20 protein-coding genes are annotated in these 24,350 nt (G+C 46.7%); 19 read left to right on the top strand and 1 reads right to left on the bottom strand.

What is annotated here, in order from left to right:
* Positions 1 to 2 precede the first annotated feature (2 nt).
* Complete coding sequence (locus tag HMPREF9124_RS10910) at positions 3 to 1,193, top strand: acyltransferase family protein (RefSeq protein WP_139090302.1); 1,191 nt, start codon at positions 3 to 5, stop codon at positions 1,191 to 1,193.
* 2 nt (positions 1,194 to 1,195) lie between these two features.
* Here HMPREF9124_RS10910 and HMPREF9124_RS10905 read toward each other — a convergent pair whose 3' ends face one another.
* Complete coding sequence (locus HMPREF9124_RS10905; RefSeq protein ID WP_009429118.1) at positions 1,196 to 2,545, bottom strand: uracil-xanthine permease family protein; 1,350 nt, start codon at positions 2,543 to 2,545, stop codon at positions 1,196 to 1,198.
* 567 nt (positions 2,546 to 3,112) lie between these two features.
* Between HMPREF9124_RS10905 and recA the strand changes: the two genes are divergently transcribed.
* The 18 genes from recA to HMPREF9124_RS10815 all read left to right on the top strand — a co-directional run bounded on the left by recA (position 3,113) and on the right by HMPREF9124_RS10815 (position 24,346).
* Positions 3,113 to 4,237 (top strand): recombinase RecA, encoded by a 1,125-nt coding sequence (recA, locus tag HMPREF9124_RS10900; protein ID WP_009537223.1) that lies wholly within the window; start codon positions 3,113 to 3,115, stop codon positions 4,235 to 4,237.
* A 6-nt stretch (positions 4,238 to 4,243) separates the two neighbouring features.
* On the top strand, positions 4,244 to 4,789 hold the full coding sequence (locus HMPREF9124_RS10895; RefSeq protein ID WP_009428998.1) for a regulatory protein RecX: 546 nt from the start codon (positions 4,244 to 4,246) through the stop codon (positions 4,787 to 4,789).
* A gap of 223 nt (positions 4,790 to 5,012) precedes the next feature.
* On the top strand, positions 5,013 to 5,321 hold the full coding sequence (gene trxA / locus HMPREF9124_RS10890; RefSeq protein ID WP_009429720.1) for a thioredoxin: 309 nt from the start codon (positions 5,013 to 5,015) through the stop codon (positions 5,319 to 5,321).
* 172 nt (positions 5,322 to 5,493) lie between these two features.
* A complete protein-coding gene (trxB, locus tag HMPREF9124_RS10885) occupies positions 5,494 to 6,408 on the top strand; it encodes a thioredoxin-disulfide reductase (RefSeq protein WP_009429781.1) in 915 nt (304 codons plus the stop codon).
* A 40-nt stretch (positions 6,409 to 6,448) separates the two neighbouring features.
* A complete protein-coding gene (locus HMPREF9124_RS10880) occupies positions 6,449 to 6,898 on the top strand; it encodes a MarR family winged helix-turn-helix transcriptional regulator (RefSeq protein ID WP_009428016.1) in 450 nt (149 codons plus the stop codon).
* 44 nt (positions 6,899 to 6,942) lie between these two features.
* Positions 6,943 to 8,064 carry a UDP-galactopyranose mutase gene (gene glf / locus HMPREF9124_RS10875; protein ID WP_009427757.1) on the top strand — a complete coding sequence of 374 codons (1,122 nt, stop codon included), beginning with the start codon at positions 6,943 to 6,945 and terminating at the stop codon, positions 8,062 to 8,064.
* Between the two features lie 64 nt (positions 8,065 to 8,128).
* Positions 8,129 to 9,232: a sensor histidine kinase gene (locus HMPREF9124_RS10870; RefSeq protein WP_009428678.1), complete on the top strand. Its 1,104-nt coding sequence runs from the start codon at positions 8,129 to 8,131 to the stop codon at positions 9,230 to 9,232.
* Positions 9,233 to 9,240: 8 nt separating this feature from the next.
* Positions 9,241 to 9,942, top strand: a complete 702-nt coding sequence (locus tag HMPREF9124_RS10865; RefSeq protein WP_009429040.1) for a response regulator transcription factor — start codon at positions 9,241 to 9,243, stop codon at positions 9,940 to 9,942.
* Positions 9,943 to 10,202: 260 nt separating this feature from the next.
* On the top strand, positions 10,203 to 12,836 hold the full coding sequence (gene ppdK / locus HMPREF9124_RS10860) for a pyruvate, phosphate dikinase (protein WP_009428676.1): 2,634 nt from the start codon (positions 10,203 to 10,205) through the stop codon (positions 12,834 to 12,836).
* A gap of 143 nt (positions 12,837 to 12,979) precedes the next feature.
* A complete protein-coding gene (locus tag HMPREF9124_RS10855; protein WP_009429992.1) occupies positions 12,980 to 13,483 on the top strand; it encodes a hypothetical protein in 504 nt (167 codons plus the stop codon).
* A 114-nt stretch (positions 13,484 to 13,597) separates the two neighbouring features.
* On the top strand, positions 13,598 to 15,616 hold the full coding sequence (locus HMPREF9124_RS10850) for a nucleoside-diphosphate sugar epimerase/dehydratase (protein WP_036597858.1): 2,019 nt from the start codon (positions 13,598 to 13,600) through the stop codon (positions 15,614 to 15,616).
* A 19-nt stretch (positions 15,617 to 15,635) separates the two neighbouring features.
* Complete coding sequence (locus HMPREF9124_RS11520) at positions 15,636 to 16,202, top strand: hypothetical protein (RefSeq protein ID WP_139090300.1); 567 nt, start codon at positions 15,636 to 15,638, stop codon at positions 16,200 to 16,202.
* Between the two features lie 169 nt (positions 16,203 to 16,371).
* Positions 16,372 to 18,495 (top strand): cell division protein 48, encoded by a 2,124-nt coding sequence (locus tag HMPREF9124_RS10840; protein WP_009428984.1) that lies wholly within the window; start codon positions 16,372 to 16,374, stop codon positions 18,493 to 18,495.
* Between the two features lie 106 nt (positions 18,496 to 18,601).
* A complete protein-coding gene (locus HMPREF9124_RS10835; protein ID WP_009429669.1) occupies positions 18,602 to 20,041 on the top strand; it encodes a bifunctional folylpolyglutamate synthase/dihydrofolate synthase in 1,440 nt (479 codons plus the stop codon).
* A gap of 118 nt (positions 20,042 to 20,159) precedes the next feature.
* Positions 20,160 to 21,173 carry a Gfo/Idh/MocA family protein gene (locus HMPREF9124_RS10830; RefSeq protein WP_009429812.1) on the top strand — a complete coding sequence of 338 codons (1,014 nt, stop codon included), beginning with the start codon at positions 20,160 to 20,162 and terminating at the stop codon, positions 21,171 to 21,173.
* A 53-nt stretch (positions 21,174 to 21,226) separates the two neighbouring features.
* Complete coding sequence (locus HMPREF9124_RS10825) at positions 21,227 to 22,543, top strand: ABC transporter substrate-binding protein (RefSeq protein ID WP_009429594.1); 1,317 nt, start codon at positions 21,227 to 21,229, stop codon at positions 22,541 to 22,543.
* Positions 22,544 to 22,634: 91 nt separating this feature from the next.
* Positions 22,635 to 23,519, top strand: coding sequence for a carbohydrate ABC transporter permease (locus tag HMPREF9124_RS10820; RefSeq protein ID WP_009428770.1), 885 nt, complete (start codon positions 22,635 to 22,637; stop codon positions 23,517 to 23,519).
* Positions 23,516 to 24,346, top strand: a complete 831-nt coding sequence (locus HMPREF9124_RS10815; RefSeq protein ID WP_009428341.1) for a carbohydrate ABC transporter permease — start codon at positions 23,516 to 23,518, stop codon at positions 24,344 to 24,346. Before HMPREF9124_RS10820 ends, HMPREF9124_RS10815 begins: the two co-directional genes overlap by 4 nt.
* Positions 24,347 to 24,350: the final 4 nt, after the last annotated feature.

The following is a 24,350-nucleotide window of genomic DNA, read 5'->3' as shown; positions in this document are numbered from 1 at the left end:
TTTTGCTAGAGAAGGAGCAGACAGAGAAGCAGCAGACAGAGAAGCAGCAGACAGAGAAGCAGTCCAAAAAGAAGACGCAGAGAATAAAAGAACTGGACAGTTTTAAAGGATTTTTGATTTTTATAGTGGTGTTCGGGCACTTTTTGCTTCCGCTGAAAGAAAGCCCTTATCCTCTGTTTTCTCGTTCTTTTTACCTGATTTACAGTTTTCATATGCCGGCATTTGTTTTTCTCTCCGGCTATTTCGGCTATAGTGGATGGAAAAAAAGGGGAACGAACTTTCGCTCCCTCCTTTCTTATGTTTTCTTATATCTTTTTATGCAGGGGATGCTCCATATCTGCGATATTTTTTTCTATGGATCAACGCGAATTTTCCCGGATTTTTGGCATGCTTCTTCCACACCCTGGTATATTTTGGCTCTTATTTTCTGGAATTTGGCACTGCTTCCGGCGGAGCTTTTCCTTAGGAGGAGGGAGGGAAAGGAAATTACCGCATACCTCCTCTTCCTGATCCTGCTCTCCGTCCCGCTTTCCTTCCTGGAAGTCGGGAGAACACTGAAGGACTTCCTTGCCCTGGACAGAAGCCTTAGCTTCGCTCCCTTTTACTATTTGGGATTTTTAGCGAAGTGCTATGGTTTTTCTTTTCAAAAAATCTATAAACTGCCCGCTACGCTCGGACTGCTCTTTTCTTTATCTTTATTCGGCTTCTTACCGCAGCTTCTCCCCTATACCCGGGTTTTTTACGGGACCTGGGGCTACAGGATAGAGCGGGAAGCCATTCTTCCTTTTTTTAAGACGTATCCGATTGTACTGCGTATAGCATACATTCCTTTTGCGCTTTGCATTGCTTATTTCTTTTTCTTCCTGCTTCGCTTTCTTTTGGAAAAAGGGGGCGGACAAAGATTTTCCGGCGCCTTTCCTTACGGAAACAGGGAAAAACCGAAGAAGATAGAGTCTTTTTTGCAAAAAACGGGAGAGTACACCCTTCCGATTTTCGTATTCCATCGTCCCTTCCGGGATGCCTTTTTTGCATGTGGGGCGGACAGATACTTCTTGGAAGGGGGACTCTCCCTATGGATTGTCGTGTTATTCTATTTGTTCTTAATCGGCTTCTCTCTTGTCCTGATGAAGCTTCTCGGAAGAAAAGCCTTGGATGCATTTTGTCGCTTTCGCCTCCCGGAAAAGAGGCCTTAGCTTTACTCCACGGATAACTTCTGAATATCCATATTTTTCGGAAGAATCAGGTTCAGGAGCAAGGCAACAACAAAAACAACCGCAACAACATTGGCACCGAAAACATTTTGTACGATAGGAGGGAAAATCTTCCAGATTTCAATCTCCGAAGTAGAGGTAAAACCGATTCCGATGGCCAGAGAAAGAGAAGAAATGACGATGTTTCTCTGAGAGAATCCGCAGGAAGCCACCATTTGCATACCGGACACCACGATGGTTCCGAACATCATGATGGTACATCCGCCCAGAACGCACTGGGGTAAGGAAGAGAAGAACTGTCCTACCGGAGGAAGAAGCCCCGCAAGAAGCATCATGGCTGCCCCGCTTGCAATGGTGAAACGGTTGACAACCTTGGTCATGGCGATGAGACCGACGTTTTGCGAGAAGGAAGTTACCGGACAACAGCCGAAGAGGGCGGAAATGGAAGAGGCAAAACCGTCACAGGCTAAAGATCCGGAAATTTCTTTCTCGGTAATATCCCGATTCAGACCGGTAACGACCATGGCTGTGGTATCTCCTATGGTTTCCGTTGCGGAAACTAAGAAGATGATACAGGTGGAAAGAATGGCACCGATGTTAAACACGGGCATCACGGGAAGAATGTGGGGAAGGGAAATCAGACCTTTTGAGAAAATGAGGGTGTAATCCACCTTTCCTACGGCAATAGCGCAGATATAGCCGACAACCAGTCCCGCAAGAACGGAAAGCTGCTTCATGTATCCTTTAACGAAGATACTCCAGAGTATACAGGTGGCCAGGGTGATGGAGGCGATAATGAGATTTGTCGCGGAACCGAAGTCCTCGGCATAGCCTCCGCCGAAGGAGCGTGCGCCGACCGTGAAGAGAGAAAAACCGATGGAAGTGACTACGGTTGCGGCCACTATGGGAGAAATGATTTTTTTCCAGTATTTGGCGAGAAGTCCGAGGATTCCTTCAAAGATACCGCCGACCAAAACGGCACCGACTACGGCAGGATAGCCGAATTGTCCGCCGATTGTGGAGAGAATGGTGACGAAGGTGAAGCTGACTCCCATGACAATCGGGAGCTTTGAGCCGATTTTCCAGACGGGATAGAGCTGAATCATGGTCGCAATGCCTGCAGCAAACATGGCATTTTGTACCAGCATTGCCAGTTCCTGCTGACTTAGTGCGGGTTTGGCAGCCGCAGCGATGATGGTCATGGGGGTTAGGTTTGCCACGAACATGGCAAGGACATGCTGCAGGCCGAAGGGAATGGCCTTGGCGACGGGAACACGACCGTCAAGACGGTAAATGTTCTCCATAGAGACGGTTTCTGACTTTTCTTGACTCATTTTTCCTCCTTCTTTTGGAAACAAGACGGCACAATCACTGTGCGGCACTCCTTATAAACGAGATACCGCACGCTTTGCGAGCGATATTCGTAAAAAATAAAAAAAGTTTTGTAACAATCCAAATCGGGAATTTCAACCTACCTTTAACAGTGAAAATAAGTAAAAAACCATATCCATCCGGGTTATTGCAAAACAGTTTTATCTTCTTATGAAAAAATGTGAAAAAACAGATTCAATTAAGACCGGCTCATTTTAACACTAGGCGAGGGGAATGTCTATTCCTTCTTCGAAAAATGCGTTTCCTCAAAAAATACATTTCCTGAAAAAATGAATTTGCTGTTCTCTTTCGTGCGGAATGGCGGATTTTTGCCGGTATTTTCAAAAAACCTTATCCGAATGTGGAGTATAGGAAGAAAGTATGTTCTGTGATATAATGCAGAAAGCAAAGCTCTATGGCTTTCCATAGAGTGAAAAAGAGTACAGGAAAAGCTTGAGTTACAGGGCGGTCGTACGCTTTTTTAAGTAGAATAAAGATTGGTAGAAGAGATAGGAAGAAAAGGAGAAAGTATGGCAGGTAAAGTGAGCAAGGCTCCGGTTGTGGCATTGGTGGATCATGAGGAAAAACTGAAGGCACTGGATGCCGCCTTAACTAAGATAGAGAAGGATTGTGGAAAGGGTTCCATCATGAAGCTGGGAGATGCCGGCGTGAACAAGGACATCGAGGTGGTGCCGACCGGATCGCTTTCCGTGGATATTGCGCTCGGTGCAGGCGGCTTTCCGAGAGGAAGAATTATAGAGATTTACGGTCCGGAGTCTTCCGGTAAGACGACTCTGGCGCTTCATGCCGTTGCGGAGGTACAGAAGAGAGGCGGCATTGCAGCCTTTATCGATGCGGAGCATGCTTTGGACCCGCGATATGCGGAGGCTATCGGCGTGGATATTGACAATCTCTATGTGTCTCAGCCCGATTCCGGAGAGCAGGCTCTCGATATTGCGGAGACTATGGTGCGTTCCGGTGCTATGGATATCCTGGTTGTGGACTCCGTTGCCGCTCTGGTGCCGAAGGCGGAAATCGACGGAGAGATGGGAGACAGCCATGTGGGACTGCAGGCAAGACTGATGTCCATGGCCCTCCGTAAGCTTACGGCAATCATTGCGAAGTCCAACTGTATTTTGATTTTCATTAACCAGCTCCGTGAGAAGGTGGGCGTGATGTTCGGTAATCCCGAGACAACTACCGGCGGTAGAGCCTTGAAGTTCTATTCTTCCGTTCGTATCGATATCCGGAAAGGAGAGACGATTAAGGCGGGTGAGGGTGAGTTCAGCGGAAACCGCGTTAAGGTAAAGATTGCCAAGAATAAGATTGCACCACCCTTTAAGCAGGTAGAGTTTGACATCAGCTTCGGTACCGGAATCTCCAAAGAGGGAGAGCTTCTGGATCTTGGTGCGGAGAAGAAGCTGATTGACAAGAGTGGAGCATGGTTTGCGTATCAGGGCAATAAAATCGGCCAGGGTAGAGAAAATGCAAAGGACTTCTTACGGAAGCACCCGAAGCTGATGGCTGAACTCGAAATTGCGCTTCGTAAGGAATATGGCTTAAAGGAAGATCCGTATCTGGAAGCTGTGTTAAATGCAGCCGAAGAGGAAAGTCCGGAAGAGCGGAAGACCGACACTGCCGGCCAGGAAGCATAAAGCGTAATGAAAGAATGGAAAGAAGAAATCACGGTTAGAAATCCTCTGGAAAGGGCTTCTCTCTCTACGGAGGAGAAGCTCTTACAGCGTTGCAAGGAGAGGAGTCTTTACCTGCTTTCTGGAACGGCAAAGACGGAGCGCCGTCTTCGTGAGAAGCTCGTGAAATCGGAACGGTATACAGAGGATGTGATAGAGAAAACCATTGCCTTTTTGAAGGACTATGATTATCTGAATGACTATCACTACGCCCTGCGTTATCTGGAGGAGAATGCGGGAAAGCGCTCTCTTTTGGACATGAAGTCCAAACTGTTTTTAAGAGGGGTGGATTCCGTTTCCCTGGAACGTGCCATCGCGGATTTCCGAGAAAAGCAAAGAGAAGAGGAGACGAATCCCGAGCGGGAAGCTTTAAAGAAGTGGATAGAGAAGAAGAGCAGAAGTCTTGACCTTTCCGATCGGAAAGACAGGGAGAAGCTTTTGGCTTCTCTTATGAGAAAGGGATTTTCTTATAGCTTGATTCGGGAAATGATGGATATAGAAGACTTTGAATCATAGCGGGACGGAAAGAGAAGGCGGTCTAAAAAAGCAGTCTTAAAAAAAGCGAAGGAGTTTTAAAAAAGGAAGAAAAAAACAGTTGACAGGCATCATTAGATTGCGTACAATTAACTTGTCTTAAATAAAATTGAGAGATAAAGTAGTTGGGAAGAGGAACTGCATGCGGAATTTCGTATGCGAGTATACAGAAAAACAGTATTTAAATTTATAGGAGGAGAAAATTATGTCAGCACCAAGCATCACAGGAAAAGAATTTGAAGAGAAAGTTTTACAGTCTAAGGAACCGGTTTTGGTTGATTTCTGGGCAAGCTGGTGTGGTCCTTGCCAGATGCTGTCTCCCATCATCGGAGAGATTGCAGAGGAAGCAAAGGATTTTAAGGTTTATGCCGTAAATGCGGATGAAGAACAGGAACTCATGGTTCGCTACGGTGTTCGTGCGATTCCGACTTTGATTGTGTTTAAGGACGGTCAGGTATATAAGCAGAATACCGGTTTTATTCCGAAGGACCAGGTTTTAGATCTCTTGAAGTAAGAAACGGTCGAAAATAAGAAACGATTGAAAATAAGAGACGATCGAAAGTAAGAAACGATCAAAAATAAGAAACGCTCAGAAAAAGGATTCCGTGAGATACGGGACTACAGAAAAAAGATGATGAGGTGTCGCTCAGTATTGTGCGGCACCTCGTTTAAGAAAGAGGAAAAATATGTTCGATTTGATTATAGTAGGGGCAGGGACCGCCGGCCTTTCCGCGGCAATTTACGGCGTTCGCGCCGGCAAGTCCGTTCTTGTATTGGAAGGTGCGGCTTACGGTGGACAGATTATCAATACACCGGAGATAGAGAATTATCCCGGAATCAAGAAGATTTCCGGTTTTGAGTTTGCGACCAACCTGTATAACCAGGCAAAGGAACTGGGAGCGGAGATTCGTTTTGAAAAGGTTCTCTCCGTTCAGGAGAAGAATGGGCACAAAATTGTAGTCACGAAGGACAAAGAGTATGAAGCGAAAGCGGTAATTCTGGCAACCGGAGCAAAAAATAGGAACCTCGGCATAGAAAAGGAACAGGAGCTTGTAGGGAAGGGTGTTTCCTATTGCGCGACCTGTGACGGCATGTTTTATCGGGGAAAGGTTGTAGCGGTAAACGGCGGAGGAAACACTGCGGTAGAAGACGCCACTTTTCTTTCGGAATACGTGGAAAAGGTTTATGTCATTCATAGACGAGACAGTTTCCGGGCGGATAAGGCGGAGGTCGATCGACTGGTTGCCAAGAAGAATGTGGAGTTGGTTTTGAATTCGACCATCAAAGCATTGGAAAGCGATGCTTCCGGCCTTACGGGAATACTGGTTGTAGACAAGGACGGTAAGGAAAGACGAATTCAGGTGGATGGACTCTTTGTGGCTATCGGACAGGCTCCGGACAATGAAGCCTTCCGGAATGAGGTGGACCTGGACGGTAAGGGCTATATTTCCGCAGGGGAAGACTGCAGCACAAAGACCGCAGGCATTTTCACGGCAGGAGACTGCAGGACGAAGGCCGTAAGGCAATTGGCGACCGCGGCTTCCGACGGTGCTGTGGCGGCCCTTGCTGCCGTAAATTATATTAACGGACTTGCTTTATAAGTCGATATAGATTTTCAGAAAAAAAGGAAAGGAAAGAGTTATGCAGGAAGAATATAAGGAGTTAAGACTGGAGAATCAGCTTTGCTTTCCTCTTTATGCTTGTGCGAAGGAAGTCACCAGGAGGTATAAACCTTTTTTGGATCCTTTGGACTTAACCTATACCCAATACATCACCATGATGGTAATGTGGGAGAAGAAAGAAGTCCGGGTGAAGGACCTGGGAGAGGTTTTGTATCTGGATTCCGGAACCCTGACACCGCTTTTAAAGCGTCTGGAGCAGAAGGGACTGATTACCCGTGCCCGGTATCGGGACGATGAAAGGGCTCTTTGCGTACATATTACCGAAGAGGGGGAGAAGCTGCAGGAGAAGGCTAAATCGGTGCCGCATTCCATGCGCGCTTGTATTCCCTTAAGTTTGGAAGAAATAGGGATATTAAAGAAGTTATTGAGCAGGACCCTGCATGCAATGGAAAACCCCGAAATAGTTTAGGAATCGGATGTTGCCGTTTTGAGCGAAAAGCAAAGGAGAAAAATATGGAAGAGCTGGATTATCTTGTAGTGGGAGCCGGACTTTTTGGGGCGGTATTTGCACACGAAGCTGCGAGCCTGGGAAAGAAGGTGCTCGTAATCGATAAGCGGGATCATGTCGGCGGAAATGTGTATTCCTATGAGAAAAACGGAATTATGGTACACCATTACGGAGCGCACATTTTCCATACCAACAATACTAAGGTATGGAATTATGTGAATCGCTTTGCAGACTTTAACCGTTTTACCAACTCTCCCGTAGCGAACTATAGGGGAAAGATTTATTCTCTTCCTTTCAATATGTATACCTTTAACACGATGTGGGGAGTGATTACGCCGGAAGAGGCGGAGAAAAAGATTGAAGAGGAGAGGCGGGCTGCAGGTATCGGCGAGCCGAAAAATCTGGAAGAGCAGGCCATTTCCCTTGTCGGAAGAGAGATTTACGAAAAGCTCATCAAGGGCTATACGAAGAAGCAGTGGGGAAGAGATTGCAAGGATCTTCCGGCGTCCATTATTCGTCGACTTCCCGTGCGATTTACCTATGACAACAACTATTTCAATGCACTTTATCAGGGGATTCCGGTAGAGGGCTATACGGCTATGGTGGAGAAGATGCTGGAGGGCATTCCGGTAGAGCTTTCGGTAGACTTCCTGGAAAAGAAGGAGGAGTGGATGAGGAAGGCGAAGAAAGTCATCTTTACCGGTGCTATCGATGCCTACTACGACTATTGCCTTGGAGAACTGGAGTACAGAAAAGTTCGTTTCGAAGTGGAGGAGCTTCCGATACCGAATTTCCAGGGAAATGCGGCCGTGAACTACACGGACGAAGAAAGCCCTTACACGAGAATCATCGAACATAAGTGGTTTACCTTCGGAAAAGACCGGGAAGGAAAAGACATTCCGACCACAATTATTTCCAAGGAATACAGTGCGGAGTGGAAGAGAGGGGAAGAACCGTATTACCCTGTAAATGATGAGAAAAATCAGGCTCTCTTTGCAGAGTATCAGGCTCTCGCAAAGAAAGAGGAGAAGCTTCTTTTCGGAGGCCGCCTCGGAGAGTACAAGTACTATGATATGGATGCCGTGATTGCGGCTGCACTGCAATTTTCGGAAAACACCCTTAGATAAGGCATGTCATTTTAACAGCGTTTCTATGCCGTAAGGACGGAGTTAAAACAAGTAGGAGTCAGCGGTGGTAAAGCTGAATCGTTTCTATGCCGTAAGGACGGAATACCGTTTCGAACGGGAGAGGAGGGACAATGAAAAGCCTTGGCTTGATGGGAAGAGTGGCGGTGAGTTTTTGTGTCAGTACCATTCTGCCGATTTTTCTTTTTTCCTCTCCACACACGGCATTACGAGTATGGGACAGAACATTTTCATCCTGGCTCTTGCCGGCATTTTTCTTGTGGCTTGGATTTATAACGGAATCGTGAAACCGATTGACAGCTTAAAAAATGCCGCGAGGCGCATAGAATCCGGTGATTTGAACTTTACCCTGGAAGCGGAATCGCATGACGAGTTTGCCGAACTGACACAGGCCTTTGAAAAAATGCGGATGAAGCTGAAGCAAAATCAGGAAGAAAAGGCGAGAGACGAGGAGGAAAACCGGGAGTTGGTCAGCAATATTGCCCACGATTTAAAAACGCCGATTACGGCCATTCGAGGCTATGCGGAGGGAATCCTGGACGGGGTTGCGGCAACGGAAGAGAAAAAAAGAAAGTATCTGCAAACCATCTATCATAAGGCTGTTGAGATGAATCGGCTGATAGATGAGTTGAACTACTATGCGAAGATTGAGACGAACAAGATTCCGTATCATTTTGTGCATCTTCCGGCGCTGGAATATTTTCAGGATTACGGCATGGAAATGGCGATAGACTTGGACGCTATAGGATTTCAGCTTACGACCGATTACTACGTGGAAGATACGGTAGAGGTGATTGCCGATCCCGTGCAGCTTAGAAAAGTACTGAACAATATCGTGTCCAATGCGGTAAAGTATATGGATAAGGCGGAGCCGAAGATCCATTTCAGCCTTTTGGATGCGGGAGACTTTGTAGAGGTAGTGATAGAGGACAACGGGAAAGGCATCGAGAAAAAAGACCTTCCCTATATCTTCGAACGGTTTTATCGTTCCGACACGGCCAGAAGCACGGAAACCGGAGGTTCCGGTATTGGCTTGTCCATTGTGAAAAAGATTATTGAGGACAGTGGAGGACGGATTTGGGCAGACAGTGAAATAGGCGTAGGTACCGGTATACATTTTGTTTTGAGAAAACACTTTATGGAGGGGTAGAGAATTTTATGGAAGAAAAGCAGAAAATATTAATTGTGGAAGATGAGGAGTCCATTGCGGAACTGGAAAGAGACTATTTGGAATTGTCCGGTTTTTTGGTAGATACGGAGAAGGACGGAGAGAAAGGATTGCAACGTGCCCTTGCTTCAGACTACGATCTTTTGATTTTGGATATCATGCTTCCCGGAAGAGACGGTTTTTCCGTCACACAGGAGTTAAGAGCAAAGAAAGATATCCCGATTCTTCTGGTTTCTGCCAGAAGAGATGATATTGATAAGATTCGCGGCCTGGGACTTGGAGCGGATGATTATATGACGAAGCCTTTTTCCGCGAGTGAACTGGTAGCGCGGGTGAAGGCACATTTGGCTCGTTATAAGAGACTTAGAGACAACGGAAAAGAGGAAAATGCAATCATTGAGATCCGCGGACTTCGGATTGATACTACGGCAAGAAGGGTTTTTGTGGACGGGAAGGAAGTCACTTTTACCTCTCGGGAATTCGATCTTTTGGCCTTCCTTGCGGCACATCCGAACCGTGTCTTTACCAAGGAAGAGCTTTTCCAGGAAATCTGGAAGATGGAATCCATCGGAGACATTGCGACCGTTACCGTACATATCAAAAAGCTTCGTGAAAAAATCGAGATGAGTAATGCGGTGAAGCCGCAGTATATCGAGACAATCTGGGGCGTAGGATATCGTTTTAAAGCATAAATAAGTTTTTCATAAGGTTGGAAGAAGAGAGCTCTGCAGGCTTTCTGCTTCCGGCCTTTTTCTTCGAAATAGCGAAAAATTCTCGAATTATAGCATTCGTCCCTTTACTAAAAATGCCCTGTCATATATAATTCCGCTTAGTGTTTATTCCTTTTTTTAAGAAAAAGCACGGGGTTTCAACATAGTTGTACATGGTGTACATCGTTCAAACTTATCTTCTTTACATTCATTTGTAAGAGAGAAATATAAGGAGGTTAAAGATGGCAAGAAAGTGGGTTTACCTCTTCACAGAGGGTGACGCAAGCATGAGAGAGCTTCTTGGAGGTAAAGGAGCAAACCTTGCAGAGATGACCAATATTGGTTTACCTGTTCCGCAGGGCTTCACAATTACAACGGAAGCTTGTACACAGTACTATGAGGACGGCAGAGAAATCAATGCGGAAATCATGGGGCAGATTGAAGAACATATCAAGAAGATGGAAGAGATTACAGGAAAGAAGTTCGGAGACCATGAGAATCCCCTTCTTGTATCCGTTCGTTCCGGCGCAAGAGCTTCTATGCCGGGTATGATGGATACCATCTTAAACCTTGGTTTGAATGAGGATGTAGTAAGAGTTATTGCAGAGAAGTCCGGAAATCCAAGATGGGCTTGGGACTGCTACAGAAGATTTATCCAGATGTACTCCGACGTTGTTATGGAAGTTGGAAAGAAGTACTTCGAGGAACTTATCGATAAGATGAAGGAGAAGAAGGGCGTTAAGCAGGACGTTGAGCTTTCCGCAGAAGACCTTCACGAGCTTGCCGAGCAGTTCAAGGCTGAATACAAGGAGAAGATCGGTAAGGATTTCCCGACTAATCCGAAGGAACAGCTTTTCGGTGCCATCAAGGCCGTATTCCGCAGCTGGGATAACCCCCGTGCAAACGTTTATCGTAGAGACAACGACATCCCCTATTCTTGGGGTACAGCCGTAAACGTACAGTCCATGGCATTCGGTAACATGGGTGACGATTGCGGAACCGGTGTGGCTTTCACAAGAGATCCGGCAACCGGAAACAAGGGACTTTTCGGTGAGTTCTTAACCAATGCACAGGGAGAAGACGTAGTAGCCGGTGTTCGTACACCGATGCACATCAATGAGATGGAGCAGAAGTTCCCGGAGGCATTTAAGCAGTTTACAGAGGTATGCAGTACTCTGGAGAAGCACTACAGAGATATGCAGGATATGGAGTTCACCGTTGAGCACGGAAAGCTCTACATGCTCCAGACCAGAAACGGTAAGAGAACCGCACAGGCAGCACTTAAGATTGCATGTGATTTAGTAGATGAAGGAATGCGTACCGAGGAAGAGGCGGTTGCCATGATCGATCCTCGTAACCTGGATACCCTTCTTCACCCGCAGTTTGATCAGAAGGCATTGAAGGCTGCCACTCCGCTTGGAAAGGGACTCGGTGCATCTCCCGGAGCTGCTTGCGGTAAGGTGGTATTCTCCGCAGACGATGCTGAAGCTTGGGCAGCTCGCGGAGAAAAGGTTGTTTTGGTACGTTTAGAGACTTCTCCGGAGGATATTACCGGAATGAAGGTGGCACAGGGTATCTTAACCGTTCGTGGCGGTATGACTTCTCACGCAGCCGTTGTTGCACGTGGAATGGGAACCTGCTGTGTAGCCGGTCTTGGTGACATCGTGATGGATGAGGCCAACAAGAAGTTCACTCTCGGCGGAAAGACCTTCCATGAGGGAGATGCGATTTCCATCGACGGAACAACAGGAAATGTTTATGAGGGCATCATTCCGACAGTAGATGCAAGCATTGCCGGTGAGTTCGGTCGTATCATGGGATGGGCTGACAAATACAGAAAGCTTGCCGTTCGTACCAATGCCGATACACCGCAGGATGCTAAGAAAGCAAGAGAGCTCGGTGCAGAAGGAATCGGACTTTGCCGTACAGAGCACATGTTCTTCGACCCCGAGAGAATCTTTGCTTTCCGTGAGATGATTGTTTCCGACACGAAGGAAGAGAGAGAAGAAGCCTTAGAGAAGATTCTTCCCTTCCAGCAGGGAGACTTCGAGGCACTTTATGAGGCTCTTGAGGGTAACCCCGTTACCATTCGTTTCTTGGATCCGCCTCTCCACGAGTTCGTACCGCAGGAGGAAGAGGAAATCGAGAAGCTCGCTAAGGCAAAGAACAAGACTGTTCAGGAGATTAAGGACATTATCACTTCCTTACACGAGTTTAACCCGATGATGGGACACAGAGGACTGCGTCTTGCCGTTACTTATCCGGAAATTGCCGTTATGCAGACGAAGGCTGTTATCCGTGCGGCAATCAACGTACAAAAGAAGCATCCGGATTGGAAGCTTGAGCCGGAAATCATGATTCCGCTTACTTCCGAAGTAAAGGAGTTCAATGTTGTTAAGAAGGTTGTTGTAGAGACTGCCGAAGAGGAAATCAAGAAGGCCGGCGTGAAGCTTGCTTACCAGGTAGGTACCATGATTGAGATTCCGAGAGCGTGCCTCACTGCGGATGAGATTGCTAAGGAGGCGGACTTCTTCTGCTTCGGAACCAATGACTTAACCCAGATGACCTTCGGCTTCTCCAGAGACGATGCCGGAAAGTTCCTGAACGCTTACTATGACAACAAGATCTTCGAGTCCGATCCGTTTGCTAAGCTTGACCAGGTTGGTGTAGGAAAGCTGATGAAGATGGCGATTGACCTAGGAAGACCGGTAAATCCGCACTTACACGTAGGAATCTGCGGTGAGCACGGTGGAGATCCTTCTTCCGTTGAGTTCTGCCACAACATTGGTTTGGACTATGTATCCTGCTCTCCGTTCCGTGTGCCGGTAGCACGTCTTGCTGCAGCACAGGCTGAGATTAAGAATCCGAGAAAGTAATATGCATATAGGAAAAGAGTCGTGCTTTTGCACGGCTCTTTTTTCTTCGGCACATTTTCCTAGAAATACGGAAGAAGCATGGTATAATAACCGTTATGATATTTCGATTTTTCATCAAGAAAAGGATAAGGACGGATAAAAAAATGAAGAGAGTATATGGGAATATAGTAAAAAGAAACAGTGTATATATTGCGATAGCGCTTCTTGCTTTCTCGGGGCTTAGTGCCTGTAAGCCGAAGTACGGCGTAAATGAGACACCGGTGATGACCACGGCTGCGGCAGAGGTAGAGATTCCCATGGATTTTGATCAGATTCACAACGATGTGCTGGAATCTGTTTCTCCATCGGACTATCCGTTTGTAAAGAACTTAAATATCTCCGGAGATAACAGCGCAAAGACGGTTAACGTTGAAGTGGAAATTGTGGAAAATGTGAGTACGGAGGCCCTGAATACCTTCCTGAACGAAGTCATGAAGACCATTGCCAATGAGGCTGCGATTCAGGATTTTCGCTATTCCAAGTCTACGGATACGGAGTATGGCAGCTTTTTTAAGAAGTACAGCGTGCATTATATTGTAAAGCAGGGGGAGGAGACCGTAGAGGACGTTACGGTGGATCCGGGAGAAGCCTTCCCGTTTAGCGCATAAGCGCATCGACATCGGGGAAAAGCCGATGGAGTTTTAGCATTACTGCAGTGAAAAGCGGCAAGAAGTGCTGCCTCCTCGAAGAAACAAAAATGGACTTGGAGTGTTGAACGATTCATGAAGAACGAAACAGAGAGAAAGCGAGAGGGCTTTCAATTCATAACGAGTATCGCTCGCAAAGCGTGCGGTATCTCGTTTGAGCATTGGCATTTTATTGCTCTATTACTCATGATATATGATGCCTTGGCTTTAGGGCTTTCCTACTTTATCGCCTTATGGCTCCGTTTTGACCTGCGCTACAGCATGATTGATACGGTATATGTGGAGGCTTGGAAAAATTTTCTTCCGTTCCATGTAATTTTTTCCTTACTCGTTTTTTGGTATTTAAAATTATACAAGAGCATATGGCGTTTTGCGAGCTATTCCGAACTCTTAAGAGTCAGTATAGCCACGTTTATCAGCGCGGTATTTCATATCGTGGGAATCACCCTTTTGCATAGAAGAATGCCGATTTCTTACTACATCATCGGCGCACTGTTGCAGTACCTTGCCGTCCTGGGCATTCGTTTTTCCTACCGTTTTATTCTTCTCATCCGGAAGATTAAGGCGAAGCAGGTCAATTCCCGTATTATGGTCATCGGTGCGGGAGCGGCCGGACAGATGCTTATCCGGGACATTCATCGTGCCGGTGAAGTGGACGGGGAAGTGGTCTGCATCATTGACGATAACCAGAACAAGTGGGGAAGGATGATTGACAATATCCCCGTAGTCGGCGGACGTGAGAGCATTTTAGAAATGGTGGAGAAGTTCTCCATAGACAAGATTTTCCTCGCCATTCCTTCCGCGACGCCGTCGCAAAGAAGGGATATTTTAAGTATCTGCAATGAGACGAGTTGTGAACTGAAGAATCTGCCGGGAATGTATCAGCTCGTGCTTGGACAGGTAACGGCATCCGCGATGAGACAGGTTTCCGTAGAGGACCTGCTTGGAAGAGAACCGATTCAGGCGGATTTACAGGAGGTTTTCCGCTTTATTAACGGAAAGACGGTACTGGTCACCGGCGGCGGAGGAAGCATAGGCTCGGAGCTTTGCCGGCAGATTGCCGGACACAATCCGAAGGAGCTCATTATTTTTGATATTTATGAAAATAATGCGTATAGCATACAGCTGGAACTTCGGGAGAACTTTCCGGAATTGAAGCTTACTGTGCTTATCGGTTCGGTTCGGGATTCCCGCCGAATCTTCCAGGTTTTCGCAAAATATCACCCGGACATCGTCTATCATGCGGCCGCACATAAGCATGTTCCCCTCATGGAAGACAGCCCCTGTGAGAGTATCAAAAATAATGTGCTTGGAACCTATAAGACGGCTTATGCGGCCATGACGCACGGCTGCAAGCGTTTCGTCCTGATTTCCACGGACAAGGCGGTGAATCCCGCAAACATTATGGGAGCCAGCAAGCGGGTCTGTGAAATGATTATCCAGGCCTTCGACAAGAAGATTAAGGAAGGAAAGGCGGAGGAAATCCCACAGCTTTATACGCATAAGGGAATGGAAAATGCGGATAAAGAGGGAGACGGAACCGTTTTTCAAAATATTCATACCGAGTTTGTGGCGGTTCGCTTTGGAAATGTCTTAGGCTCGAACGGCTCCGTGATTCCTATTTTCAAAAAGCAGATTGAAAAGGGAGGGCCGGTAACGGTCACGCATCCCGATATCATTCGTTATTTTATGACGATTCCGGAGGCGGTAAGTCTGGTTCTGGAGGCCGGAAGATTTGCCAAGGGCGGAGAGATTTTTGTCTTGGACATGGGCTCTCCCGTAAAAATCGACAGTCTGGCCAGAAACCTGATTCGGCTTTCCGGCTTTAAACCGGACATCGATATCAAGATTCAATACAGCGGACTTCGTCCGGGGGAAAAGCTCTATGAAGAGAAGCTGATGGCGGAAGAAGGACTGGAGGAGACGGAAAACAGTCGCATTCATATCGGAAAGCCTCTGCAGTTTGATATTGAGGCCTTTCTCACGAAAATCGACGGACTGATGGACGTGGCATACAAGAATAAGGAAGAGGACATTCGTGAGATTGTGAAGGAGATTGTAGGCACCTATAAGCCGGCAGAGGAACATGCCTAATTCGGAAAAGTAGAGGAACATGCCTAATTCGGAAAATATGGAAGTAGATTGTAAAAGAATAGAGGAGCTGGAAAAAGTTTTTTCAGCCAATCACTACAACGGTTCAGGGAACACTGCCTTTCGGATTGAGGAGGGCAGTGTTCCCATTATGCTGTCTGCCCCTCATGCGGTAAACCATTTTCGGGACGGGAAGCTGAAGGCGGCGGATTGCTATACCGGAGGAATTGCCAGATATTTACGGGAGCTGACAGGTTGTTCCATTATTTATTCCGCGTCTTTTACGGAAACGGATCCGAACTACGACAGTCCCAAGGCGGGAGGATATAAGGAGAGTCTTAAAGCATATTTAAAAACGCATCCCGTGTATTTACTGATGGATTTGCACGGTGCGGCACGGGAAAGGGAGTTTGCGGTGGAAATGGGAACGGCGCCGAGGAAGAGAAAAGAGGATGCGTCTTTACTGCAATATCCCTTTGTGGATGATGTGATTAAAGCAATTTTGGAAGAGAAATTTCTATTCCTGAACACGGAAAAGAAGAATATCTCGAAAAATGTTTTTTTGCCGCAAAAAATCAAAATACGATAGCAAACTATATTTCCGCGCACACGAACACTGCCTGTATTCAGCTGGAAATTAATCGGGAATATCGGGAAACGGAGCATTCTTTGGCTATGCAGAGTCTGGTGGAGGGACTAAGAGACTGCATATCCTATTTTTCTACTCTGGATTGGGACAAACTAAGGAGAACTTTCGAATGAGCAAGAAGCATTTTCAAACAATCAATCGGATTTGGGAACAGAAAAAGATAGGATTAAGGCTTCGTGCGGAGGGGAATCCTGTAGAAGCCGGCTTTCTTGTTCGGTTGGAAGATAGCGGAGAGAAAAGATTTGATTTTGTAAGGCGGGCAATCCGTTACTCCTTGGAGTACAGTCTGAAACGGAATGGGAGAAAAATTCTTCTTAAGGAGAGCCGGGAGACTCTCTCGGAGGCGCCCGCTTTCCAAGCGCTAAGCAGCTTTCAGCTTTATTTTAACCCCTCTTTGGAGGAAGAGTGCGAAGAGGAGGATTTCCTTCCGGAGATTTCTTCCGATACGGAAATACAGGGGCGAGGGGAAAGCGCCCTTTCGGGAAACACGGAAGCTCTTTTCTATAAGGCGGTAGAAGAGCTGGAACAGCTTCTTCTTCATCTGGATTGGAGTGCTGAAAAAATAGAAGTTTACCGGCTCTGGCAGTCCAGGACCCATAAGCCGCAGGATAAGATTGAAATCAAGGGAGAGTGCTTTTCCTGCAACGCCCTTGTCAATATCAGTTCCTACGGGAGGGGGTCGGAAAAGGTGCGGCTTCGTCTGCCCAAAGAGGATTTTGCTCTGGGCTTTACGTCTTCTTATGCGGGAGACGGAGCGGGCGGCATCGGGGAAATGATTTTCCTGACCAATCGCTTGATAGAGCAGCTTTTCGGGGAGAAGTGGGACAAGGAGCGCTTAGGCTATGCTCCGGTCATCGTTTATGAATATGCCAGAGAGGATTATGCAATCGGTCTGCCTTTGGCGGATAAACTGGACGGCATTTTTCTCTCGTCCCTTCTTGCGGAATCGAAAAAAGACGAGGCAAAGTTTTATGATTATATGGTCTTTAACCGCTATACCGATTCTCGATTGCATCTTGACTTCACAAAGGCGGATTACGGGGACAAAGGACGCGTGAAGGAGCGGAAGGTGATGCTGCCCCGTTACTATAAGCGCCTCCTGGGCTATTTGGATTTCCCGCTGAAGATGATTCGGGAAGAAGAGTTTTTGGTGCTGAGGGAGAAGTTGCATCCCAAAGAAAGAGAAGCCTTCGACGCCTGCTATCAGGCGATTCCCGGGGAACTTTTTTACCGGATTCGGGACAGTTATGAGGGAGAGCAGTTTGAAGTCAGTAATTTCGTAGAAGACTTGCTCCACCCCGGGAAAAAGGACAGTTCCATAATCCGGAGGATTATCCATGCTATCCTGCAGAAAGATACGGAAGAAAAAGAGGCCTATCCGAAGCTTTTTGGCGGGCATTCCATAGAGGAAGAGTTCGACCCGTATTTGCAGAAGGGAAGCAAGGAAGAGGAATCCTTTTTCGGCTTAAAAATGAAAAAGAGTCTTATCCCGCGCATTACGGAAAAGACGCCGGACATGGAGGAAAGATTAAAGAAAATCCGGATTTCGCTGGAGGAGGTTCTGGAATTTGCCTTAAGACAGGGGCTTGCCTTTCCGGAAAGAAAAGCGGAGGAAGAAACGCATGAGATTCTAAAGAATAAAATCTATGCCGGCTTTGCGGAAGGAAGACTGGATGTTTTTGACAGGGTGGATTTGCTGAAGACGCTCCGCTGCCCGGATGCGGAAAAAGAAGAGCGAAAAAGTCTGAAGACGTCGGCAGGAGCGCGATTTAACTCTCTACTTAATTTCGCTATCGGAAAGGCGGATTATCTGCTTAAGGCGGAGTGGAGCAGTGAAACCGATGACCGAAACAATGTCGCGCGCTTGAATTCCAATATGATGAATCTCCTCGGGGTTTCGGAGAATGACAAGATTGTGATTCATTTCGGAAAAAAGCAGGCGGTTCTGCGGGTGCTGGATAAGGATACCTTAAGCGACTATCAAATCGGGATTCCCGCACCGACCAGAAAGAGCCTCGGCATGAACAGCATTAACGATATCGTTACGGTGCATAGAGATATGATGCACATCTTCCTGAGGCACTCCGAGGAGCAGACGATTGCCTTTCTCGGGACTTTTTTAGCGGTTTTCCAGGTTATCAGCAATTTATGGCTCGGAACACTGCTCTGCATCGTTTTAGTCCCGGCCATCCTGTATTTGGTCTTGAACGAAGAACGTATTAAAGTCAAGTAAGGATGTATTAAAGTAAGGGCTAAGTAAAGTAAGAGCGCATTAAAGTAAGGGCGTATTAAAGTAAAGTCGTATAAAAGTAAGGACGTAGTAAAGTAAGGATAAGAAAATGAATCGAAAAGAAGCGGAAGACTTTGTGTACAGTTCCTATCTGAGGGCGGAAAAATACCATGGCTATGAGGAAAAGGATGTCGAGCGAAGGCATCCGGAATTTACGAGGGAGCTCCTTCGGAAAAAATTCGGAACGCCTGCCGCTATTGTGACGGGAAGCAAGGGAAAGGGCTCCGTTTCCAAGATGATTGCGGAAATCTTGCAGACGAAGTTCACCATCGGTTTAATGACGAGCCCGCATATAGAGGATTTCTGCGAACGTTTTCAGGTAAATGGGGAAAAGGTATCTTCTCCCCTTTTTTCTATGCTTATGGAAGAGATTCGTCCGGAAATAGAAGAGATAGATCGGAAAATTCCGAAAGAGTTTTGCGTAAGTCCCATGGGCATTCAGGCGGATTTTGCCTTGACCTGGTTTCGGAGCAGAAAGACGGACTTTAATGTTTTTGAATGCGGAAAAGGGGCGAAGCTGGATGACGTAAACAATATCCTGCACGATTACGCGGTGATAAATTCGGTATTTTTGGAGCATAGAAGAGAACTCGGTAATACTATCGCTGAAATTGCGGAAGATAAGGCGCATGTGATTACGGGAAGAGAGAAAGCCGTGTTTGTCGGCGAACAGACGGAGGAAGCCATGGCGGTTATCGAGAAGAGAGCCGCTCTTTTTTCCGTACCCTTAAAGGTCTACGGCAGAGATTTTTGGGAGGAAAATCTTCGCACGGAGCAGACGGGTATTGTTTTTGACCTCTATGTTTTCGGAAAGCGATACCGGGATATCAGACTGCCTCTCCTGGGCGACTTTCAGGCGAAAAACTGTGCCTTGGCCATGGCGGTTTCGGAAACCGTCTTTTCGGATTTGAGCGAAAAAGCTTCCGTTGTAGAAGAAAGTATGCCGAATACAGAAAATTTGCCGAGTGCAGAAAGTTTGCCGAATACAGAAAGCTCACACAGTGCAATGCTTCCGGAGAGCCCGGAAAGGGGAAGGACTTTGGAGATCGAAGCGGTACGAAAGAGGCTCTCGAAAATCAACTGGCCGGGCAGACTGGAACTGATTTCCGGAGAACCCTTTATTCTGTTGGATTGCTGCATTAACCGGGTAAGCACGAAGGCGGTAAAGGCCGTGCTCACAGAAAGAAAGATAGAGAAGCCGGTCAGCATCATTGCGATACCCGAGGATAAGGATTACCGCGGTGTGGTGCAGGAAATGCACCCCCTTTCGGAGAGCGTCATTCTGACCCGTACGAATAACCCGCATTATCATTTTTCAGAAAAGCAATGTGAGAGAATAGCGGAAGAGGGAATCGCGACAGAATGGGCGGAAAACTTTACGGAGGCGATGAAAAAGGCGGAAGAAAAAGGGCTTCCCATTGTAATCTTGGGAACGACTTCTCTCCTTCCGGAAGTAAAAAATTGGAAAAAACGCATAAAAAATTCTTGAATATATATAAAAAACTATGCATAGATTTATTTGTAAACCCGCATTACAATTAAAATCCTAGATATATTCACAAAAAACTATGCATTGCCGGGCTTTTCGGCAAGACGGGGAGGCGTCCATGAAAATCGGCTTTATCGGCGTAGGGGGCATGGGATATACCCACCTACTTTGCCTGAAGGAAATTGCGGGCACGGAGGAAATTTGCGTATCTGCCATTGCGGATAAACGAAAAGAACGGCGGGAAATGGCGGAAAAAGTATTTCCCGAGGCAAAGCTTTATACGGACGGCTTGGAATTGTTGGAAAAAGAAGAATTGGATACCGTGTTCATTATTACACCGAGCTATGAGCATTTTCCCCTTATGAAAAAGGCAATGGAGAAAAAGCTCTCTATTTTCTGTGAAAAGCCGGTGTGCCTCAGCCCGGAGGACTGCGATCAGCTTGTGAAGATGGAAGCGGAATATGAGAAACCCATCTGCATCGGCCAGGTTGTACGCCATATGCCGGAGTTTTTATTTTTAAAGGAATGCATTGATTCGGGAAAATATGGAAAGCTTTTGGATTTGTCCTTTGAAAGACTTTCCGGAAATGTGAACTGGGGCTATGAAGACTGGTTCCACGACGAAAAGAAGTCCGGCAGCGTAATCCTGGATTTGCACATCCATGACCTCGATTTTATGCGCTTTATCTTGGGAGAACCAGATTCGGCGGAGGTTCTGCATCACACAAGTTTTTCAGACGGGATGGTGAACCATATTGTCACAAAGGCAAAATATCCAGATCTGGAGGTCTTATGCGAAGCCGCCTGGTATCATGCCGATTCCTATCCTTTCCACGCGAGCTATCGGGCAGACTTTGAGAAAGCGACCGTGCAATTCCATTCCGCGATAGATAAGGAACACGTCTTCCTCTGCACGGACGGAAAGGCGGAAAAGAAAAAAATCGGAGGGGAAGACAAGGAAATAGAAAGTGAAATGAATATCAAGAGTCTGGGAGCCTATCTGATAGAGGACCGGAAATTCATTGCCTATCTGCTCGGAAAAAGTACGGAGAATCCGGTATCGCTTGCGGATGCGGTAGAGTCTGTGCGTCTGGGAATTCAAATTCTCACGCAAACAAAGGGAGCTTGTTAGAAGCAGGTTTCGTTTAACCTGTTCAATACATACTTAAGTAAAGGAGACAGTGTATGAAAAAAATGACGGCAATGCTCATGGTAGCGAGTCTCACCGCGGCGGCACTTTGCTCTTGCGGACAGAAGACGGAAAAGGAGACACCGGCGGGAGCGGAGACTTCCAAGGAGACACAGAAGGCGGAAGAAAAGAAGGACGGACAGAAGGACGGACAGGAGGTGACCCTGAAAGTCTACGATTCCATGGCCTATGGTGTAGAAGCTTATGACGAAGTCATCAAGAAATTCGAAGAGAATCATCCCGGCGTCAAGGTGGAAATTCAGCATGCGGCAAATGACAGCAATACCCTCCTGCAGTCCAGATTCAACTCCGGCGATATTCCCGATGTTTTCTTAAACGAGCCGGGTGCAGGAGCACAGCTCTATTATGAGTATTCTTATGACTGGTCAAAGGATACGGAAACTCTAGGGAAGTTCAAAGAGGATGCTTTGGATTTAACGAAGACCGAGGACGGTGCAATCTACGGACTGCCTTGGACCTATGAAACCATGGCGCTCATTTACAACAAAGATGTTTTTGATAAGGCCGGAATCACCACCCTTCCGAATTCCGTCGAAGAACTTGGTGAGATTTGCAAGAAACTGCAGGATAGCGGGGTAAAGCCGCTTGCTATCGCAGGCAAAGAGAAGTGGGCTCTGGGACAGATGGCTACCCATTTTATTATGGATAAGAGTCTGGATGCGGCCGGTACGGTGAAGGCTTTAAAGAGCGGCGAGAAGAGCTTTAAGGATCTTCCTCACTGGGACAATTTCTTTAAGCTCCTGGACCTGGTAAAGGAATATGACGGCGACAAGGCGATTGAGACCGGTTGGGAGCCTGCAGAAAATGCGGTAGCAACAGGAGAAGCCGCAATGCTCCATATGGGAGACTGGGCACAGGCCAACTTCACAAAGATGGGACCGGATACCAAGCTAGCATTCCTTCCCGTTCCGGTAGGCAGCAGTGAGGCCGACAATACCATTTTATCCTCCGTAGGTTGGGTATTCCAGGTTTATAAGGATTCTCCGAATTTGGATCTGGCAAAGGAATATTGTGAGTATGTGCTTTGCAGTGAAGAAGGTGCAAAGTGGATGACGGAAGGGGTAGATGCCGTTCCGGCAAGTACAACGAGCGATTTACAGCCTTCCGGTGATCTTCCCCAGGATGCACAGAAGTACATCAAGGCCGGAAAGACCAACGGATGGATTCACACCATTTGTGATACGACTTACTCCGATACGGTTGGACCGCTGATTCAGGGCTATATCCTCGGCGAGTACACGAAGGAAGAAGTAACACAGGGCTTCGAAGATTACTTTAAGAATTTACAGTAAAAGGAAAACTGCGGGAGTACAGGGCGTTTCCTTCCGGAAACGTCCCGGCACTTTCGCCGGAAAAGGAGCACAGAAAGGGGAGAGAAAAAGGATGGGAAGCATACATCGCGGTCGGAAGCAATACCTTTATTTTATACTCTTTGTTCTTCCGGCACTGTTCTTTGTTCTGCTGGCTACGGATATACCATTCGTTTTAAATATGGTGTATTCCTTGTTTGAATGGAATGGAATCTCCAAGTCGGCAACTTTTGTAGGCTTACAAAACTTTGTCAAGGTTTTTCATGACAAGCTTTTCTGGAAAAGCTTTCTTTTTACCATGCGTTACACGGTTTATTACGTGATTTTGGTCAATATCCTGTCCCTTTTTGTGGCACTGCAGCTTTGGAAAAATACGTTTGCAAGCAAGGTGGGCAGAACCCTTTATTATGTGCCGCATATCATTTCTCTTACCGCAATCAGTCTGGTTTGGCAGTTTATCTTGGGACCGATTTTTTCCGGTTTCTACGATATTACCGGAATTCCTTTCTTCCATTACAGCTGGCTCGGAAGACCGAAGCTTACTTTTATCATCATTCTTGTGATGACGATTTGGCAGAACATCGGCTTTTACATGGTGAACTATATTGCGGGAATCATTACGATTCCGAGAGAGCTCGTGGAGGCGGCGGTCATTGACGGCGCAAACAGCAAGCAGTGCTTTATGAAGGTGATGCTGCCTCTTATGGTGCCGTCTCTCTCCATTTGCATTCTTCTTTCCATGATGTTCGGTTTAAAGCTTTTCGATATCATCATGGTATTTACGCAGGGCGGACCGGTGAACAGTACCATTTCCGTTTCCTTTAATATCTATAAGGAGGCCTTCAGTGCAAACCACTACGGGCTTGCTACGGCGAAGTCCCTCTTCTTCGTGGCGGTAGTGCTTTGTATTACAGGCGTACTGTTCCAGCTTAGAAAGAAATGGGAGGTGGAGATGTGAAAAAAGCGATTCTCGGCAAGGGCATTTTCGCCATTACCATAGTTCTGTCTCTCTTTTGGCTGATGCCCCTCATCTTTATTTTTATGAACTCCTTCAAGGGGGATGCGGAAATTATTAATCATTTCTTGGCCCTTCCGAAGGAATGGACTTTGCAGTATTACGTCGCAACCTGGAATAAATTTAATTTTCCGTTGCTTCTGAAAAATACGATTTTCTATACGGTAACGACTACGGTCATGGTTCTGCTCTTTGCCCCCATGGCGTCCTACTTTATTGCGAGAAGTCGGCACATGCTGGTGTGCAGAATCAGCCTGCTCCTCATGATTCTCCCGATTATGGTGCCTTTCCAGACCTACATGATTTCCCTTACGAAGTTTCTGGGCGGATTTCACCTGATCGGAACTCGTCTGGGGTACATTTCGGTAACGGTAGGCCTTTTGCTTCCCCTTGCCGTATACATCATTTATAATTACATCAATACGATTCCCATGACCTTGGAGGAGAGTGCTTATATCGACGGGGCAAATATTTTCCAGTGTTACTTCTACATTATTCTGCCTCTCTTAAGGCCGATTCTGACTACGGTTTTGGTTTTGGACGCACTTTCCACCTGGAACGATGTCATTACCAATCAGTTGATTGTAGGGACAAAGATGAGCTCCATGAATATTCAAAATGCCCTGTATATGTTTTTCTCCGTACAGAGTACGGACTGGTCCCATGCTTTACCGGGAACGATGATGAGCATTATTCCGAGCTTGCTTTTCTTCCTGGTGATGCAGAAATATATTGTAACGGGAATTACTGCCGGAGCGGTAAAGGGTTAAAAGA

The sequence above is a fragment of the Oribacterium sp. oral taxon 108 str. F0425 genome, from assembly GCF_000214455.1.
In the GTDB taxonomy this organism is placed as follows: Bacteria; Bacillota; Clostridia; order Lachnospirales; family Lachnospiraceae; genus Oribacterium; species Oribacterium asaccharolyticum.
Note: the sequence above shows the minus strand (reverse complement) of the source record. Positions and strands in the feature narration are given on the sequence as shown.

What these genes read in the sequence shown, in the direction of transcription:
- trxB (WP_009429781.1), top strand. Translation starts at nt 5,494, where the DNA reads ATGTTCGATTTGATTATAGTAGGGGCAGGGACCGCCGGCCTTTCCGCG.
- HMPREF9124_RS10895 (WP_009428998.1), top strand. Translation starts at nt 4,244, where the DNA reads ATGAAAGAATGGAAAGAAGAAATCACGGTTAGAAATCCTCTGGAAAGG.
- HMPREF9124_RS10905 (WP_009429118.1), bottom strand. Translation starts at nt 2,545, where the DNA reads ATGAGTCAAGAAAAGTCAGAAACCGTCTCTATGGAGAACATTTACCGT.
- ppdK (WP_009428676.1), top strand. Translation starts at nt 10,203, where the DNA reads ATGGCAAGAAAGTGGGTTTACCTCTTCACAGAGGGTGACGCAAGCATG.
- glf (WP_009427757.1), top strand. Translation starts at nt 6,943, where the DNA reads ATGGAAGAGCTGGATTATCTTGTAGTGGGAGCCGGACTTTTTGGGGCG.
- HMPREF9124_RS10820 (WP_009428770.1), top strand. Translation starts at nt 22,635, where the DNA reads ATGGGAAGCATACATCGCGGTCGGAAGCAATACCTTTATTTTATACTC.
- HMPREF9124_RS10825 (WP_009429594.1), top strand. Translation starts at nt 21,227, where the DNA reads ATGAAAAAAATGACGGCAATGCTCATGGTAGCGAGTCTCACCGCGGCG.
- HMPREF9124_RS10865 (WP_009429040.1), top strand. Translation starts at nt 9,241, where the DNA reads ATGGAAGAAAAGCAGAAAATATTAATTGTGGAAGATGAGGAGTCCATT.
- trxA (WP_009429720.1), top strand. Translation starts at nt 5,013, where the DNA reads ATGTCAGCACCAAGCATCACAGGAAAAGAATTTGAAGAGAAAGTTTTA.
- recA (WP_009537223.1), top strand. Translation starts at nt 3,113, where the DNA reads ATGGCAGGTAAAGTGAGCAAGGCTCCGGTTGTGGCATTGGTGGATCAT.
- HMPREF9124_RS10855 (WP_009429992.1), top strand. Translation starts at nt 12,980, where the DNA reads ATGAAGAGAGTATATGGGAATATAGTAAAAAGAAACAGTGTATATATT.
- HMPREF9124_RS10840 (WP_009428984.1), top strand. Translation starts at nt 16,372, where the DNA reads ATGAGCAAGAAGCATTTTCAAACAATCAATCGGATTTGGGAACAGAAA.
- HMPREF9124_RS10830 (WP_009429812.1), top strand. Translation starts at nt 20,160, where the DNA reads ATGAAAATCGGCTTTATCGGCGTAGGGGGCATGGGATATACCCACCTA.
- HMPREF9124_RS11520 (WP_139090300.1), top strand. Translation starts at nt 15,636, where the DNA reads ATGCCTAATTCGGAAAATATGGAAGTAGATTGTAAAAGAATAGAGGAG.
- HMPREF9124_RS10850 (WP_036597858.1), top strand. Translation starts at nt 13,598, where the DNA reads ATGAAGAACGAAACAGAGAGAAAGCGAGAGGGCTTTCAATTCATAACG.
- HMPREF9124_RS10880 (WP_009428016.1), top strand. Translation starts at nt 6,449, where the DNA reads ATGCAGGAAGAATATAAGGAGTTAAGACTGGAGAATCAGCTTTGCTTT.
- HMPREF9124_RS10835 (WP_009429669.1), top strand. Translation starts at nt 18,602, where the DNA reads ATGAATCGAAAAGAAGCGGAAGACTTTGTGTACAGTTCCTATCTGAGG.